General features: G+C 66.6%; 15 protein-coding genes. 5 read left to right on the forward strand and 10 right to left on the reverse strand.

Features of this window, described 5'->3' with window-relative positions; all coding sequences use genetic code 11:
- Nucleotides 1-14: 14 nt before the first annotated feature.
- A complete protein-coding gene (locus tag QM467_RS00875; protein ID WP_283364393.1) occupies nucleotides 15-365 on the reverse strand; it encodes a phenol hydroxylase subunit in 351 nt (116 codons plus the stop codon).
- A gap of 253 nt (nucleotides 366-618) precedes the next feature.
- On the opposite strand from QM467_RS00875, the gene QM467_RS00880 reads away from it, so the two are divergent.
- Complete coding sequence (locus tag QM467_RS00880) at nucleotides 619-1,341, forward strand: GntR family transcriptional regulator (RefSeq protein ID WP_283364394.1); 723 nt, start codon at nucleotides 619-621, stop codon at nucleotides 1,339-1,341.
- Between the two features lie 3 nt (nucleotides 1,342-1,344).
- Here the strand turns inward: QM467_RS00880 and QM467_RS00885 are convergent, their stop codons facing one another.
- Both QM467_RS00885 and QM467_RS00890 read right to left on the reverse strand, forming a co-directional pair.
- The gene (locus QM467_RS00885; protein WP_283364395.1) at nucleotides 1,345-1,509 is read right to left on the reverse strand and encodes a Flp family type IVb pilin; all 165 of its coding nucleotides are present in this window, start codon (nucleotides 1,507-1,509) and stop codon (nucleotides 1,345-1,347) included.
- A 168-nt stretch (nucleotides 1,510-1,677) separates the two neighbouring features.
- Nucleotides 1,678-2,337 (reverse strand): HAD-IB family hydrolase, encoded by a 660-nt coding sequence (locus QM467_RS00890; protein WP_283364396.1) that lies wholly within the window; start codon nucleotides 2,335-2,337, stop codon nucleotides 1,678-1,680.
- Nucleotides 2,338-2,771: 434 nt separating this feature from the next.
- Here QM467_RS00890 and QM467_RS00895 point away from each other — a divergent pair, with 434 nt between their 5' ends.
- From QM467_RS00895 to QM467_RS00910, 4 genes are read left to right on the forward strand one after another with little or no spacing between them, the layout of a single operon-like run.
- A complete protein-coding gene (locus tag QM467_RS00895; RefSeq protein WP_283364397.1) occupies nucleotides 2,772-3,821 on the forward strand; it encodes a patatin-like phospholipase family protein in 1,050 nt (349 codons plus the stop codon).
- A 20-nt stretch (nucleotides 3,822-3,841) separates the two neighbouring features.
- Entirely contained in the window at nucleotides 3,842-5,296 is a 1,455-nt protein-coding gene (locus QM467_RS00900; protein WP_283364732.1) for a GntP family permease, read from the forward strand.
- A 47-nt stretch (nucleotides 5,297-5,343) separates the two neighbouring features.
- Nucleotides 5,344-6,456, forward strand: coding sequence for an efflux RND transporter periplasmic adaptor subunit (locus QM467_RS00905; protein ID WP_283364398.1), 1,113 nt, complete (start codon nucleotides 5,344-5,346; stop codon nucleotides 6,454-6,456).
- The gene (locus QM467_RS00910; protein ID WP_283364399.1) at nucleotides 6,453-9,506 is read left to right on the forward strand and encodes an efflux RND transporter permease subunit; all 3,054 of its coding nucleotides are present in this window, start codon (nucleotides 6,453-6,455) and stop codon (nucleotides 9,504-9,506) included. The genes QM467_RS00905 and QM467_RS00910 overlap by 4 nt, the downstream gene beginning before the upstream one ends.
- On the opposite strand, the gene QM467_RS00915 is transcribed toward QM467_RS00910, so the two are convergent.
- From QM467_RS00915 to QM467_RS00945, 7 genes are read right to left on the reverse strand one after another with little or no spacing between them, the layout of a single operon-like run.
- The gene (locus QM467_RS00915; protein ID WP_283364400.1) at nucleotides 9,498-11,144 is read right to left on the reverse strand and encodes a proton-conducting transporter transmembrane domain-containing protein; all 1,647 of its coding nucleotides are present in this window, start codon (nucleotides 11,142-11,144) and stop codon (nucleotides 9,498-9,500) included. The genes QM467_RS00910 and QM467_RS00915 overlap by 9 nt on opposite strands.
- Entirely contained in the window at nucleotides 11,141-12,640 is a 1,500-nt protein-coding gene (locus QM467_RS00920; protein ID WP_283364401.1) for a complex I subunit 5 family protein, read from the reverse strand. The genes QM467_RS00915 and QM467_RS00920 overlap by 4 nt, the downstream gene beginning before the upstream one ends.
- A complete protein-coding gene (locus QM467_RS00925; RefSeq protein ID WP_283364402.1) occupies nucleotides 12,640-12,981 on the reverse strand; it encodes an NADH-quinone oxidoreductase subunit K in 342 nt (113 codons plus the stop codon). Before QM467_RS00925 ends, QM467_RS00920 begins: the two co-directional genes overlap by 1 nt.
- Nucleotides 12,978-13,928, reverse strand: coding sequence for a hydrogenase subunit MbhD domain-containing protein (locus QM467_RS00930; protein ID WP_283364403.1), 951 nt, complete (start codon nucleotides 13,926-13,928; stop codon nucleotides 12,978-12,980). Before QM467_RS00930 ends, QM467_RS00925 begins: the two co-directional genes overlap by 4 nt.
- On the reverse strand, nucleotides 13,925-14,212 hold the full coding sequence (locus QM467_RS00935) for a monovalent cation/H(+) antiporter subunit G (RefSeq protein WP_283364404.1): 288 nt from the start codon (nucleotides 14,210-14,212) through the stop codon (nucleotides 13,925-13,927). The genes QM467_RS00930 and QM467_RS00935 overlap by 4 nt, the downstream gene beginning before the upstream one ends.
- Nucleotides 14,209-14,496 carry a monovalent cation/H+ antiporter complex subunit F gene (locus QM467_RS00940; protein ID WP_283364405.1) on the reverse strand — a complete coding sequence of 96 codons (288 nt, stop codon included), beginning with the start codon at nucleotides 14,494-14,496 and terminating at the stop codon, nucleotides 14,209-14,211. The genes QM467_RS00935 and QM467_RS00940 overlap by 4 nt, the downstream gene beginning before the upstream one ends.
- Nucleotides 14,489-14,992, reverse strand: coding sequence for a Na+/H+ antiporter subunit E (locus tag QM467_RS00945; protein ID WP_283364406.1), 504 nt, complete (start codon nucleotides 14,990-14,992; stop codon nucleotides 14,489-14,491). Before QM467_RS00945 ends, QM467_RS00940 begins: the two co-directional genes overlap by 8 nt.
- Between the last annotated feature and the right edge of the window lie 42 nt (nucleotides 14,993-15,034).

Below are 15,034 nucleotides of genomic sequence, written 5' to 3' on the forward strand. Positions count from 1 at the left end.
CAGGAATGACGGAATTAGCCGCGCGGGTCGGGCTCGGCCGGGTTTGAGGCTGGCGCTTCCCGCCCGTCTTCGACGGCGTTCTTGACGCGACGCAAAAGCCCGGGCTGACGCGAGCGCCAGGCAAGTTGCTCCAGATGGGCGGCGGCGGATGGATCGGGAGGGAGAACGGTCGCGTTCTGCAGGCGGCAGAATTCGTCGAAGGCCGTGAAGGGCAGGATCAGTTCGACCGTCAGATCGGCGTCGTTCACGGAAAACTCGAACTCGACATATTTGTCGAGGCGGGCGCCGATGACGCGGACAAATTTCTGCATTGACGCATCGACGCGCACGCCAGATGGCGCGACGCCAGAATCCTGGCGGCCCATGCCGTTTCCTCCCACAGAGACGTTTCTTCGTCCTTCAAGGGGGGCGCTCTTGACCGTCGCCTCGCTCTCGATTTCCCGATTTTTAGACCGCCATAAAACGACAGTCAACAGGAATATCGATATTTTTATGATATGGGCATTTTTATCGATATTTTGTGCATATCTCTCATTCTTTGAAACAGTCCACAAACTGGAATTTCACCGTTATAATGAATGCTAGCCGAGATTCGGGCGTTTGCAAGGGCGACAGGACATGACCATCGAGACGACCGAGGATGATCGGGAAATCGCTCCGAAGGCGGGCAGGACGCTCGTCGAAAGCGCCTATGCGACCCTGCGGCGCGAGATCCTCGACGGCGCCTATGAGCCGGGCGCAAAACTTCGGACGGAGGAATTGCGGGCGCGCTATAATATCAGCGGCAGCACGATGCGCGAGGCGCTGACGCGCCTGCTCGGCGAGGCGCTGGTGACATCCGAGGGGCAGCGCGGCTTTCGCGTCGCGCCCGCGTCGCTCGAGGACTTTCGCGATCTGACCGAGGTGCGCAAGCTGATCGAAACCGAGGCGTTGCGGCAGGCGATCGCGGTTGGCGACGAGGCCTGGGAAAGCCAGATCGTCGCCACGTTTTACCGGCTGTCCAAGGTCGAGGAGCGTCTCGCGGAAGACCCCGCGGCGCCATTGAGCGAATTCGAAGCGCGCAATCGCGAATTTCATCACGCGCTGATCGCCGCCTGCCCGTCGCGCTGGCTGCATCACATGATCGGCCTGCTCTTTCAGCAATCCGAGCGTTACCGCCGCATCGCGCTGGCAAAACGCACGGTCCCCCGCGACGTCCACGCCGAGCACCGCGCCATTTTCGACGCCACGCTCGCCCGCAATACCGAGCTCGCGTGCCAGCTCACCATGGATCATATCGAACGGACGCTGACGGTCCTGCGCACCGCGCTTGAGCCGCCAGGCTTCCAGAGGGCCCGGTGAGGCTTAGTTCAGGCCGTTGGAGACCGAGCTGAATTTGGCGTTGAGATTGGTTCCGACGGTCTTCAGCCCGGTGATGACGACAAGGGCGATGAAGGAGGCGATCAGCCCATATTCTACGGCGGTCGCTCCGGACTCATTGCCGAGGAAGCTCGAAATCAGTTTGCCCATAATCATTTCTCCCTGAAATTTCTGGCGGCTCACGCCTTCGTCGCGCGTCGGCCTCGCTCGACTGTTCTAGCGCGAAAGAATTCGGGGGAGTTTAATCGAAAGCGCGCGGCCGGGTTAACGGGCCGTATCCAAAATGAAAGATTGAAGCCTGCCGCTCCGGCCCGCCGATCAGGCGGCGGAGGCTGGCGATTTTGGCGCGGCTTTCGGGGCTCCCGCGCCGTCCACCCAAAAAGCTTCGTCGGCCATATCCAGCATCGGCGCGTCGGCGGCGGAGCGGCCATAGGCGACGCAATGTCCGATTCCGCCCCGGCCGATCGCGCCCTGGGCGGAAAGCCACGCGTAGATTCGCCTGACCTTTTCCTGGCCCTGGCAATCGCCGCCGGCCAGCGCGCCGGTGGCCCGGCTGTCGGCGTCGAGGGCGAGCCGCGAGCAGATCACATGGTCGAAGCCTTCGCGACTGGCCCAGGGCTCGAGATAGAGGTCGAGCGCGGCGCCGACCAGAATGCAGAGCCTGCCCTCGTCGCGCCGCCGCCGGACCTCTGTCATCATGGTTTCCCGCAACAGGCGCGGGACGCCGTCCTGCGCGAATGTCGCCCCGAGGGCGCGGAGATCGTCAATATGGCGTCCGCCGAGGGCGGCGGCCAGCAGGCGCTCTTTGGCGTTATCGTCCCGGGTCAGGCGGAGGGCGTTGCCGGCGAGCCAGGGCGAGCTTGCCGCCAGCGCGCGGCCCAGAGCCAGCGGACCGATCGCTTCCCGCAGAAAGGGCAGCAGACTATCGCGGCGGGACAGCGCGCCGTCGAAGTCGAACAAGGCAAGATCTCGGCTCACTGCGGTCATTTCTTGACGTTCGATTCAGTAAAATGCCCAGTCGCCGGCGTATTGAAGCGCCGGAAGGCCGGCGGAGCGGGCGGCGAAGGAGCGATGCGGCCTAAGCAGAATCCAGAAAGGGAAACAGGGTGCGCGAACTGACGCCCCCTTCCGGCGCTTTTCCGGAAGCTGGATTCAGCTCATAGCATCCATCTATTTACGGATTGTTATGACAAAGTCCGGTCGCCAGACGCCCGGACCCACAGTATCCACATCAAACGGCCCTGGATGCAGGCGGGATGGGGTTTCCGGTTGACGGAAACGGCGGCGACTGCGAAAAGTTGAGGCAGTTTGGTGCGTTGCACACATGCGGCGGGCCTCTGCGAAAGTCATCGGATCGGTCCCGTACGGGGTCGGTAAGTAGATAATTTTTTTATTTTGGCATTGGGGCTTGCATGGCAGTTAAATCCGGAAGTCAGGTCGAAGCCAGGCGGGAAACCGTCCTCGTTGATCTCGCCTTGCAGGGCGGCGGCTCGCACGGGGCCTTCACCTGGGGCGTTCTGGACCGGCTGCTCGAAGAGCCCTGGTTGAAGATTGAAGCCATTTCCGGGACCTCGGCGGGCGCGATGAACGCCGCGGTGTTGGTCAGCGGCTATATGCAGGATGGGGCGGCGGGCGCCCGCAAGGCGCTGGACGCCTATTGGGCCCGCGTCGCGGACGCCGCCCGCTTCAGCCCGATCCAGCGCTCGCCGCTCGACCGCCTGATGAACCGCTGGTCGCTCGACACCTCCCCCGGCTATATCATGCTGGACCTGATGAGCCGGCTGGTGTCGCCCTATAGTCTCAATCCGATGGGGCATAATCCGATCCGTGGGCTGCTCGAGGAAAGCATTGATTTCGCCCATCTCAATGAGGCGCCGATCAAGCTGTTCATCACCGCGACCAATGTCCACACCGGGCGCGGGCGGATTTTCCGCAACAAGGAAATCACGCCGGAGGTGCTGCTCGCCTCCGCCTGCCTGCCGACCATGTTCCAGGCGATCGAAATCGACGGCGAGCCCTATTGGGACGGCGGCTATGCGGGCAACCCCACCATTTCGCCTCTGGTCCGCGAGAGCGAGGCCACTGACGTGATTCTGGTGCAGATCAATCCGCGCGAGCGCCGCCAGACGCCGCGCACCGCCAGCGAAATTCTCGATCGCCTCAACGAAATTTCCTTCAATGCGCCGCTGCTGAAGGAGCTGCGCATGATCGCGCTGCTGCGGCAGGCGGCCGATCCGGGCACGGGTGAGGGCCGCCGCTGGGCGGAAATGCGTCCTCATCGCATCGTGACCGACAAGCTCGCGGAATTCGGCGCGACTTCCAAGCTCAACGCCGAAGGCGCCTTCCTGCAATTGCTCAAGGACGAGGGCCGCAAGACGGCGGAGGGCTTCCTCGCGGAGCATGGCGACGACCTCGGAAAACGCGCCACCGCCGATCTCGACGTTCTTCTCGCGGAGTGCTGATCTTGAGCCTGCCCATCCTCATCGGCCTTCTTGGCATTCTCGTCGGCCTCGGCCTTCTGATCTGGCTCGCCTTTCGGGGCTGGAGCGTGTTGCTGCTGGCGCCAATCGCGGCGATCGTGGCGGCCTTCTTTTCCAGCGAACCGCTGCTGGCGCACTGGACCCAGACTTTTATGCGCAGCGCTTCGGGGTTCCTCGCGCAGTTCTTCCCGCTCTTCCTGCTTGGCGCCTTGTTCGGCAAGCTGATGGAGGACACCGGCTCGGTCTCGGCGATCGCCGATTATATGACGGAAAAGCTCGGGACCAAGCGCGCCATTCTGGCGGTGGTGCTCGGCGGCGCGGTGGTCACCTATGGCGGCGTCAGCCTGTTCGTCGCCTTTTTCGTGATCGCGCCGATGGCGCAGGACCTGTTCCGCGTGGCGGGCATTCCGCGCCGGCTGATGCCTGCGGCGATCATGCTTGGCACCTCGACCTTCACCATGTCGGCCATGCCGGGCACGCCCTCGATCCAGAACACCATTCCCATGCCCTTCTTCGGCACGACGCCCTTCGCGGCGCCAGGCCTCGGGATCATCGCCTCGGCCATCATGCTAGGCTTCGGCCTGTGGTGGCTGGCGCGCGAGGAGGCGGCGGCGCACGCCCGCGGCGAGGGCTTCGGCGACGGCGCGACCAAAACCGCGGGCGATATCGCCAAGGATGAGACCCTGCGCGAGCGCGCCACCGCCTCGCACGAGTTCGACCCGGCTGAAATCGCCCATGGCGAGATCGCCAGGACGCGTCCGTCCTTCGCGGTCGCCGCCGCGCCGATCGTGGTCGTCATTCTCGTCAATGTCGTCCTTTCGCTGATCGTGCTGCCGCGCCTCGACCTGAGCTTCCTCTCCAAGCCCGAATGGGGCGGGGTCTCGCCCGCCGCCGTCACCGGCGTATGGTCGGTGCTGACCGCCCTGACCCTGGCGATCCTGACTGTTCTCGCCCTCAACTGGCGGCGCATTCCCAATCTGCGCGCCACCATGGACGCGGGCGTCAACGCCTCGGCGCTGCCGGCGATCAGCGTCGCCAGCCTGGTCGGCTTCGGCGCCGTCGTCGCCGCTTTGCCCGCCTTCAGCGTGGTGCGCGACGCGGTGCTCGGCATTGGCGGCGGCCCATTGGTGTCGCTGGCGGTGGCGACCAACACGCTCGCCGCGCTCACCGGATCGGCTTCGGGCGGCCTGACCATCGCGCTCGACGCGCTCGGCGCGACCTATCTCCAGCGCGCGGCCCAGATCGGCATGGATCCGGCGCTGCTGCACCGCGTCGCCGTGATCGGCTCGGGCACGCTCGACAGCCTGCCGCATAATGGCGCGGTGGTCACGCTGCTGTCCGTCTGCGGCTCAAGCCATGGCGCGAGCTACAAGGACATTTTCATGGTCGGCATTCTCGGCGCCATCATTGCGCTGGTGGTGGTGATCGTGCTTGGCTCGCTTGTCGGTTCTTTCTGAAGGCGCCCGCGGCCTTATCCTGAATCCGCTAAAACGGGGTTCGAATCTTGTCTTCTTCCGGCTCTCCCTCGCTGTCCCGGCGGTTTTCCCGTCTCCTGATCGCGGCCGCGCCCGCTCTTGTCCTTCTCGTTTCGGGCTGCAAGCGCGAAACGGCGGAGGAAGCGCCGCCGCCGCGCCCCGTCCGCACAGTCGTGGTCGAGAAGGGCGGCCTCGGCCAGACCATCGTCCTCACCGGGCAGATCCTGGCTGAAAAGGAAGTTGCGCTGGCCTTTCGAATTTCCGGGCGAATCATCGAGCGTTCGGTCGATGTCGGCGCGCGCGTCGCGCCGGACCAGGTCGTGGCCAGGCTGGACCCGCAGAACGAACTCAACACGCTGCGCTCGGCGCGGGCCGCGCTTTCCTCGGCCAAGGGTCGGCTCGAGCAGGATTCCAATCATTTCGACCGCCAGCAGACCCTGTTGCGTCAGGGCTGGACGACGCGCGCCAATTTCGAGCAGGCGCAGCAGGCCTTGCGCACCGCGCAGGCCGCCGTGGACGACGCCAAGGCGCAAGTCGAGATCGCCGAGGATCGCGTCGGCTATACCGAGCTCAAGGCCGGCGTGACCGGCACAATCACCCGCCGTGCGGCGGAATCAGGCGAAGTCGTGCAGGCCGGGCAGATGGTCTATACGGTCGCGCGCGATACGGGCTGGGATGCGGTGTTCGATGTTCCCGCGCAGGTGTTGCGCACCGCGCCGCCGGATTCCGATGTGGCCATCGCCCTGACCGACGACCCCAGCGTCGTCGCCAAGGGCCGGGTCCGGCAGATCGATCCGCAAGCCGATCCCGTCACCCGCACCTTCAAGGTCCGCGTCGCGGTCAATGATCCGCCGGCGGCGATGCGCCTCGGCGCGACCGTGTCCGGACGGCTGGAGGTCGATCACGGCCATGGCCTGACGCTGCCCGCCAGCGCCTTGACCTCGACGCAGGGCGGCCCGGCCGTCTGGGTGGTCGATCCCGCCGGCCTGACCGTCGCGCTGAAGCAGGTCGAGGTATTGCGCTTCGATCCCGGAACAGTGGTGATTTCGGGCGGGCTCGACGGTGGCGAGATCGTCGTGACTGCGGGCGTTCAGGCGCTGCATCCCGGCCAGAAGGTCCGGCTGCTCGGAGCGCAGTCATGATCGGTCCCAATCTCTCCGACTGGGCCCTCAAGCACCGATCCTTCATCATTTTCGCGATGATCGCGATCGTGGTCGCCGGCCTGTCGTCCTATTTCCGCCTCGGCCGCAGCGAGGATCCCGCCTTCACCTTCCGCACCATGATCGTGCAGGCGGCCTGGCCGGGCGCGACGCTGGACGACACGCTGACTCAGGTGACCGAGCGGATCGAGCGCAAATTGCAGGAGACCAAGGGTCTCGATTACCTGCGCTCTTACACCAGCCCCGGCCTCACCACGATTTTCGTCAATCTCAAGGGCTCAACCTCCGCCAAGGAAGTGCCGGACATCTGGTATCAGGTGCGCAAGAAGGTCGGCGACATGCGGCGGACCCTGCCGCAGGGCGTGGTCGGCCCCGGCTTCAACGACGATTTCGGCGACACCTACGGCCTGATCTACGCCTTCACCGCCGACAATGGCTTCAGCCATCGCGAGCTGCGCGATCATGTCGAGGCGATGCGTTCGAAGCTGCTGCAGGTTCCCGACGTCTCCAAGATCGAGATCCTCGGCGCTCAGGACGAGCAGATCTATGTCGAATTCTCGACCAGCAAGCTGGCTGGCATGGGGATCGACCGCGCCGCCCTGGTCGCCGCGCTGCAGGCCCAGAACGCGGTGCTTCCCGCTGGCGAAATCCAGACCGGCGACGAGAAGCTGTCGCTCCGCGTCACCGGCGCCTTCCGCTCCGAGAACGACCTGCTCGACGTCAATTTTCTCTCCAACGGACGCCTGATCCGCTTGCGCGACATCGCCGAAGTGCGCCGCATTCTGGTAGATCCGCCGCAGCCCCTGTTCCGCGTGAATGGCAAGCCGGCGCTTGGCCTCGCCATCGCCATGCGCGACGGCGGCGACATTCTCGCGCTGGGCGAGAATGTGAAAAAGGCGATCGACGCCGGCATGGCCGATCTGCCGGTCGGCATTGACGTCGCTCTGGTGTCCGACCAGCCCGTGGTCGTCAAGAACGCCATCGGCGAGTTCATGGAATCGCTCTGGCAGGCCATCGCGATCATCATGGCCTGCTCCATCGTCAGCCTTGGCTTCCGCCCCGGCGCCGTGGTCGCCCTCTCGATCCCGCTGACGGTGGCGATCATCTTCCCGATCATGGAATTCATCGGGATCGATTTGCAGCGCATTTCGCTCGGCGCCTTGATCATCGCGCTCGGCCTGCTGGTCGACGACGCCATGACCACGGTCGATGTGATGATCTCCCGCATGGCGGCGGGCGACAGCAAGGAAAAGGCCGCGACCGTCGCTTACGATTCGCTCGCCTTTCCCATGCTTACGGGCTCTTTCATCACGGCGGCGGGCTTCGTGCCGATCGGCTTCGCCAGGTCCTCGGCCGGCGAATATACCTTTTCGATCTTCGCCGTGGTCTCCATCGCGCTGATCGTTTCCTGGTTTGTCGCGGTGCTGTTCGCGCCCTTGCTCGGCGTCTGGCTGCTCAAGGCTCCGGAAAAGAAGACAGAGGAAAAGCCCAGCCGGATCATGGAGGGGTTCCGCTCGATTCTGCTGACGGCCATGCGCCATCGCTGGATCACCATTACGATCACACTCGCCTTTTTCGTCGGCTCGCTGCTCGCCTTGCCTCTGGTGCCGCGGCAGTTCTTCCCGGCCTCCGACCGGCCCGAGCTGGTGGTCGATCTCACCTTGCCGCAAAACGCCTCGATCTTCGCCAGCGACCAGGTCGCGGCCAAGCTCGACGCCGCGCTCAAGGACAATCCGGACGTCGCCAGCTGGAGCACCTATGTCGGGCGCGGCGCGATCCGCTTCTATCTGCCGCTCAATGTCCAGCTCGCCAACGACTTCTTCGCCCAGGCGGTGGTCATCGCCAAGGATGTTTCCGCGCGTGATCGCTTGCACGCGACGCTGGAGAAGAAGTTGGCAGAGGACTTCCCTGGCGTCGTCTCCCGCGTCTCGCCGCTGGAGCTTGGCCCGCCCGTCGGCTGGCCGGTGCAATACCGCGTCAGCGGCCCCGATATCGGCCAGGTGCGGGAAATCGCCCTGCAGCTTGGTTCGCTGCTCGGTTCTGACAACCATCTGCGCCGGGTGAATTTCGACTGGATGGAGCCGGCGCGCAAGGTTCGGGTTGAGATCGACCAGGATCAGGCCCGTCTGCTGGGGCTCAGCTCGCAGGCGCTTTCGGCTTTCCTGAACACCGTGATGACCGGCGCGCCGATCACCCAGGTGCGCGACGACATCTATCTGGTCGATATTGTCACCCGGGCGCAGGACGAGCAGCGCGTTTCGCTCGACACCTTGCAGAGCCTGCAGGTTCCGTTGCCGAGCGGCCGCACCGTGCCCCTGAGCCAGATCGCCCGCTTCGACTACGATCAGGAATTTCCGCTGGTCTGGCGACGCGATCGCGTGCCGACCCTGACGGTGCAGGCCGATGTCGCGCCCAGCGCTACGCCCGAAGGCGCCGTAGCCGCTCTGGCGCCCGCTCTGGAAAAGCTCCAGGCCAGCCTGCCGAAGGGCTATCGCATCGCCGTCGGCGGCACGGTCGAGGAAAGCGCCCATTCGCAGGCCTCGGTTTACGCCATGGTGCCGCTGATGCTGTTCCTGATGTTGCTGTTCCTGATGGCGCAGCTGCATAGTTTCAGCCGTCTCGCCATGGTGCTCAGCCTCGTGCCGATGGGGCTGATCGGCATTGTCGGGGCCCTGCTGCTGTCGGGCCGTCCGCTCGGCTTCGTCGCCATTCTCGGCATTCTGGCCCTGATGGGCATGATCGCGCGCAACGCCGTCATTCTCATCGAGCAGATCGAGGCCGAGCGCGCGCAGGGCCGCGAGCTTTGGGATGCGATCGTCGAGGGCGCCGTCTCCCGCTTCCGGCCGATCATGCTCACCGCGATCTCGACCGTGCTCGGCTTCATCCCGATTGCGCCGACGGTGTTCTGGGGGCCGATGGCCTTCGCCATCATGGGCGGTCTGTTCGTCGCGACGATGCTGACGCTGATCGTCCTGCCCGCGCTTTACGTGATCTTCCTGCGGGTCAAGGAGCCGGAAAAGGCGTTAGCCTAAAACGCCCGCCGCCAGCAGGGCGAGAACGATCAAGAGCAAGGAGACGCCCGCCGCCGGCCATTGCCGCAGGCGAGCGTCGAGCGTTTCGAAACCCGGGCCGAGGGCCAGCAAACGGGCAAAGGCCCCCTCAAACAGGACGATGCTGTCGCCCGCCGGCACACGGGGCGCGGGCCAGCCGAGGCGCCGCAGCCCAAGACGCCGCAGGCCAAGCGCCAGGCCGACGCCGATCAGCACGGGCCATAGCCCTTCCCAGAATTTGGCAAGCCCCAGCGCTTCGGAAACGTCGCCGAAGGCCGGATAGAACAACCAGGGCAGCAGGATCGCGCCGAGCGCGACCGCCGGCCAGAACCGGACCAGAGCCAGAGGACATTCCCGCGCGGCGTCGGGCGGCGGCGCATCGAGGCGCGCCACGAAATGGGTCATCAGCAGGGCCGTGCCGATCGAAGACAGCGTGGCGAGACTCGCAGCCCATCCGCTGGCGAATTGCGCCTTCGACGCCAGCTTGGCCAAGGCGCCGCCGGTGAAGGGCAGGCCGGCGAGGCTCAGCGCGAGCGCGGCGGCCAGGGCGAGAGTCCAGCCGCCGAGAGGAGCGCCAGAAAGTGGGGCTCCGCGCGCGGCGAGCGCGCCGATGGTCAGGAACAGGGCGGCTTTCACCAGCAGATGATTGGCTGCATAAAAGGCGACATCGCCGGACGCCGAAACATCCCCGGCGCCGAGCGCCATGCCGAGCGCGGCCGCGATGACGCCCATCTGGCTGATGCTGGAATAGGCCAGGATGGTCTTCGGGTTTTGCTGCGTCAGGCCGAGGAGCACGCCGTAAAAGGCGGTCAGGAACCCCAGCGCCGCCAGGGCCTCGCCCCAGCCTTGCAAGGGGACGCCGAGCGGCAGGAAGCGGATCAGTCCGATCACGCCGGCCTTGACGCCCGCGCCGCTGAGCACGGCGGCGGCAGGGATTGGCGCAGCCGCGTAATTCAGCGGCATCCAGCCATTGAAGGGGATCAGGCCCATTTTCATGCCGAAACCGGCGACGATCAGCGCCAGAATGACGTCGCGCCACGGCGAGGCGGGCAAGGCCGCCATGACGTCGGCAATACGCGAACTCCCATGCGGCTCGCCCGCCGCGAGCGCCGCGAAACCGAGCAGCAGCAGCGCCTCGCCGAAAATGGCGAAGGCCATGTAGATCGCGCCGGCGCGCTTCTTTTCGGCGTCGTCCGAGAAGGCGAACAGGCCATAGGCCGGGATGCTGACCAGGGCATAGACGAGATAGAAGGAGACGAGATCACCGGCGATGAACACGCCGAGGCTACCGGTCATGGTCAGCAGCCAGCAGAGTCCGAAACGTTCGTCCGGCGCGCGCTCGCGCCAGACTGCGGCGGTGACGACGATCCACAGCAGCGCCGCGACGGCGAGCAGAAGCGCGCCGGGCGGATCGAGGCGCAGGGTGAAGCCGAGACCGGGAAGGTCGAAGGAGCCCGGCGCGGCGGTCACGCCCAGCACGCCGGCGGCGAGGCCGGGCGCGGGCGCCAGCCATTGCAGGGCCAGCGCGCACGGACGCCAGCTCTTGACGAAACAGGCGGCGAGCAGCGCCAGCGGCGCGGCCAGGGTGGCGACAAGGAGCGCCGAGGAAAGATGGCTCATCGCAGCGTCCCCGCCGCCAGCGGACGGCCGATTTCAAGCAGGTCGAAAAAGCCTTGCGGCGCGAAGCCCAGCGCCAGCGCGATCAATGCGAGGCCAAGGGCGATCGCCTCGCGGCTGCGTTTGGGGGGCGCTTTCAGCACGATGTCGCCTTCCGACAAGGCGGGCGTGAGGATGCGATAGACATAGCCCGCCGCCAGCAGCCCGCCCGCCAGCACCGGCAGCGTCCAGACCCATTGGCCGGAGGCGACGGAGGCCTGAAGCATCAGCCATTTGGCGCTGAAGCCGCCGCTCGGCGGCAGGCCCATCAGCGACAACCCGCCGAGGCCCAAAGTCAGGAAGGTCATCGGCAGGGCGCGCGCGGCGCCCCCAAGGCGGGCGATCTGGTCATGGCCGAGCGCCTCGGCGAGCAGCCCGGCCGAAAGGAACATCGCCGCCTTGGCGAAGGCATGGGCGAGGATCTGCATCACGCCCGCGCTCCAGCCGATGTCGCTCCAGACATGCGCGCCCATCGCGAGCGGAAAAACCAGGAACAGATAGCCGATCTGCGCCACGGTCGAATAGGCGATCAGCAGCTTCAGCCGCGCTTGTCGCAAGGCGAGCACGCTGCCGACAATGATCGCCGCGGAGCCGAGCGCGCCGAGGATATTGGCGGCCCCCGCCGCGGGCAGCGCAGGCAGGACATAGAACCACAGCCGCAGCGTCAGGAAGAACGAGCCTTTGACGACAAGGCCGGAAAGCACGGCGCTGGCGGCGGCGGGCGCATTGGCGTGGGCGGGCGGCAGCCAGAGATGGAGCGGGAACAGGGCCGTCTTGGCGAGCAGGCCGCCGGTCATCAAAGCGGCGGCCATCCAGACGATGGGCGTCGACTGAACCTTCTGCGCCAGCAGCGGAATGTCGAGCGTGCCATAGGCGCCGTAAAACAAGGCGACGCCGAGCAGATAGGAGATCGAGCCGAACAGCGCGAAAAGCAGGTAACGCAGGGCGGCGGCGAGCGTTTCCGGGCGGCCGTCGATGCAGACCAGGGGCACGGCGGCGAAGGTCAGCAGCTCCAGCGCGACATAGAGATTGAACAGGTCGCCGCCGACAAAAATGATGGTCAGCGCCGCCCAGATCGCCTGCAGCATGATCCAGAAGGTCAGCGCGATGCGGCTTTCGGGGGCGCCCTCGGGCGTGGCGAATTTGGCGCGGGCGTAGAAGGACGCCGCCGTCAGGATCACGGCCGCCGCAACCAGCATGACCGCCGACACGCCATCCGCGCGCAGGGCGATGCCGAGCGGCGGCGCCAGTCCGCCAAGGGCGTAGACGACGGGCTTTCCCGCGCTGGCGACATGGAAGGCGATGGCGCAGGCGAGGGCGAATCCAAATGGCGTGAGGCCCAGCGCGACGCGCTCGGCGTTGCGGCCGCCCAGCACGAAGGACAGGATGATGCCGGCGCAGGGCAGCAGGATCGCGAGAACGAGCAGAGAGCCGCCCGGCGTGGTGGGGTCCGGCGCCATCACGATTTCGCGGCTCCATCGTCCGGCTTGGTCCAGGCTTCAGGATCGAGCGTGACGCGCCCGCTTTCGGCGTGAAGGCGCAAAATCAGGGCGACGGCGAGCGCGCTGGCGGCGAAGGCGACGACGATGCCGGTGATGACCATGGCCTGCGGGATCGGATCGAACGAAAAGCCGGCGGCGGCGCCGCGCCGCGCGACAATGCCGAAGACCAGGAAGACGCCGCTGCCGATGAGGTTGAAGGCGAGCAATTTGCGCAGGGGATGCGGATGCAGGATCAGGCCGTAGAGGCCGAGGCCGACCAGCGCCGCTCCGACCAGCCCCGCGAGAACCCAGGGGCTCATTCGGACCTCCCGCTCGGCGGGCCGGCGACCAGCGCCGGCAGGGCGACCGCGATGGACAGCAGCATGAAAGCCTCGATGAACAGGATGATCGGCTTGGCGAAGGCGTGCGGAAAGGCGAAGAAGCTTCCCGCCATGAGGGGGCCGGCCAGCCCCGCGATGAGGAACACGGCGGGGCCGGCGACCAGCGCCAGCCGCAGCCGGCGCGCGTCGATGCGCGGCGGTTCGGTGATCCGCGCCATCATCGCGATCATCCACATGGCCGCGAGCAGGGCGCCGCCCTGAAAGGCGCCGCCGGGCGCGTCGGCGCCGACCCAGAAGATATGGACGCCGATCACGGCGCCGACTGGGGCGAGCATCTGGGCGAGAAAGACGGAGGCGCCATAGGGATTGCGCTGGCCAAGCGGCGCTGGCGCCGCGCCCCAGGCCTTGTCCGCGCCGACCGACCAGACGCCGAGCACCGCCAGGATCAGCACGACCTTCTCCAGCATGGTGTCGAAGGAGCGATAGGAGATCAGCACGGCGGTGATGGGATTGCCAAGGCCCGCGCCGGGGCCGTCCGCGGCTGCGGCGGCTTGGGGCGCAAGACTCGGGGCGGGATCGGGCAGGATGAGGATGACCGCCGCCAGCGCCCCGGCCACAAGCAGGGCCAGCGCGCCGGCGAAGAGTTTCTGCGCAAGCCCCGGCGCAGGTCCGGCCTCGCCGGCGCGGGCCGCGCCAAGGCGCTTGCCTGCCGTGATCAGCAGGACGCCGGTGACGCCGCTGCCAACGGCGGCTTCCGTCAGGGCGACGTCGGGCGCGTAAAGCCGCACCCAGACCAGCGCGAGCAGCAGCCCGTAGGCGACATAGCCGACGACCGAGGCGAACAGGACCCGCGCGGCGATGGTCCAGACAGCGAGGCCGACGATCAGCAGGGCGAGGGCGACGTCGAGAAAGGGAAGGACGCTCATTTGCGGCCTCGACGCAAGGCGCGGCCGATCAATTGCGCCGTCGAGGCGCCGGAGAGCAGCACCAGCGCCCAGATGACGATGAGCTTCAGGGCGGCGAGGGCCGTATCGGCGCGCGGCAGCAGGCCGAGCGCGACCAGCCCGAGCCCGAGATTGTCGGCCTTGGCGAGCGCATGCAGCCGGGTGAGGGAATCGGGAAAGCGCAGCAGCCCGACCGTCCCCGCGAAAAAGAAGAACACGCCGGCGCCGATCGCGGCGAGGCTGAAAAGATCGACCAGCGCGATCATGGTTCGGTCTCTCCCAACTCGGTCTCGTCGTCATCAGTTTCGAGCAGATTGACGAAGGCCATGGTGGCGAAGGCGGCGAGAAGGGCGAGTCCGAGCGCGACGTCGTCGACGCCGGGGACGCCGGTGGCGTAGGCGGTCAGCAGCAGCGCCGCGATTCCGCCGGTGCCGAGCAGCTGAACCGCCATCAGCCGGTCGACGTCGTCGGGGCCGCGCAAAATGCGGATGAGGCCGATGGCCACGGTGAGAATGATGAGGCCCGCCGCCGCGAGCAGCGGCTCATTCATGGCCGGTCGCCTGTTTGAACAAGGCCTCGTCCGCCGCGAGATTGGCCGCGACCGGCTGGGACATGTCAAGAGCGTGAACCTGCAGAACTCCGCTCTCGGCCCCCGTGGGCAGGGTTCCCGGCTGGAGGCTTTGATAGAGGCAGAAGGCGTTGCGGGATTCGCCGGGCGGAAGCGTCAGCGGGCAGGCGACGAAACCGGGATTGAGATCGAGACGCGGCGCCAATGCGCGGCGGGCGACGTCGAAGCCCGCGAAAATGGAGCCGCGCAGGAAGCGCAGGACGAGGGCGGCGAGGGGGGCTGTGCGCAGACTGGCGTCGCCGGGCGGCAAGAGCCACAGGCTGATCCAGACCGCGCCAGCGGCCGTGACGAGCCCGACGGGGAGATCCTTGGCCGTCCAGCCTGCGATCATCAGCCACAGGCCGAAAAACAGGGCGAGGCGGGCCGCCAGGGCTTTGCTCGGTGTTGGCGCGCCGGGGGACATGGAGGCCTCGTTCATTGCGGTGCAAGGATTCCTAGCATCGCCGCGACGGAGCGGCAA

It is taken from the genome of Rhodoblastus sp. 17X3 (genome assembly GCF_030056575.1).
Classification (GTDB): domain Bacteria; phylum Pseudomonadota; class Alphaproteobacteria; order Rhizobiales; family Beijerinckiaceae; genus Rhodoblastus.

Coding starts and splice junctions, on each gene's coding strand:
- QM467_RS00875 (WP_283364393.1), bottom strand. CDS start 365: ATGGGCCGCCAGGATTCTGGCGTCGCGCCATCTGGCGTGCGCGTCGAT.
- QM467_RS00880 (WP_283364394.1), top strand. CDS start 619: ATGACCATCGAGACGACCGAGGATGATCGGGAAATCGCTCCGAAGGCG.
- QM467_RS00885 (WP_283364395.1), bottom strand. CDS start 1,509: ATGGGCAAACTGATTTCGAGCTTCCTCGGCAATGAGTCCGGAGCGACC.
- QM467_RS00895 (WP_283364397.1), top strand. CDS start 2,772: ATGGCAGTTAAATCCGGAAGTCAGGTCGAAGCCAGGCGGGAAACCGTC.
- QM467_RS00910 (WP_283364399.1), top strand. CDS start 6,453: ATGATCGGTCCCAATCTCTCCGACTGGGCCCTCAAGCACCGATCCTTC.
- QM467_RS00915 (WP_283364400.1), bottom strand. CDS start 11,144: ATGAGCCATCTTTCCTCGGCGCTCCTTGTCGCCACCCTGGCCGCGCCG.
- QM467_RS00920 (WP_283364401.1), bottom strand. CDS start 12,640: ATGGCGCCGGACCCCACCACGCCGGGCGGCTCTCTGCTCGTTCTCGCG.
- QM467_RS00925 (WP_283364402.1), bottom strand. CDS start 12,981: ATGAGCCCCTGGGTTCTCGCGGGGCTGGTCGGAGCGGCGCTGGTCGGC.
- QM467_RS00930 (WP_283364403.1), bottom strand. CDS start 13,928: ATGAGCGTCCTTCCCTTTCTCGACGTCGCCCTCGCCCTGCTGATCGTC.
- QM467_RS00935 (WP_283364404.1), bottom strand. CDS start 14,212: ATGATCGCGCTGGTCGATCTTTTCAGCCTCGCCGCGATCGGCGCCGGC.
- QM467_RS00940 (WP_283364405.1), bottom strand. CDS start 14,496: ATGAATGAGCCGCTGCTCGCGGCGGCGGGCCTCATCATTCTCACCGTG.
- QM467_RS00945 (WP_283364406.1), bottom strand. CDS start 14,992: ATGAACGAGGCCTCCATGTCCCCCGGCGCGCCAACACCGAGCAAAGCC.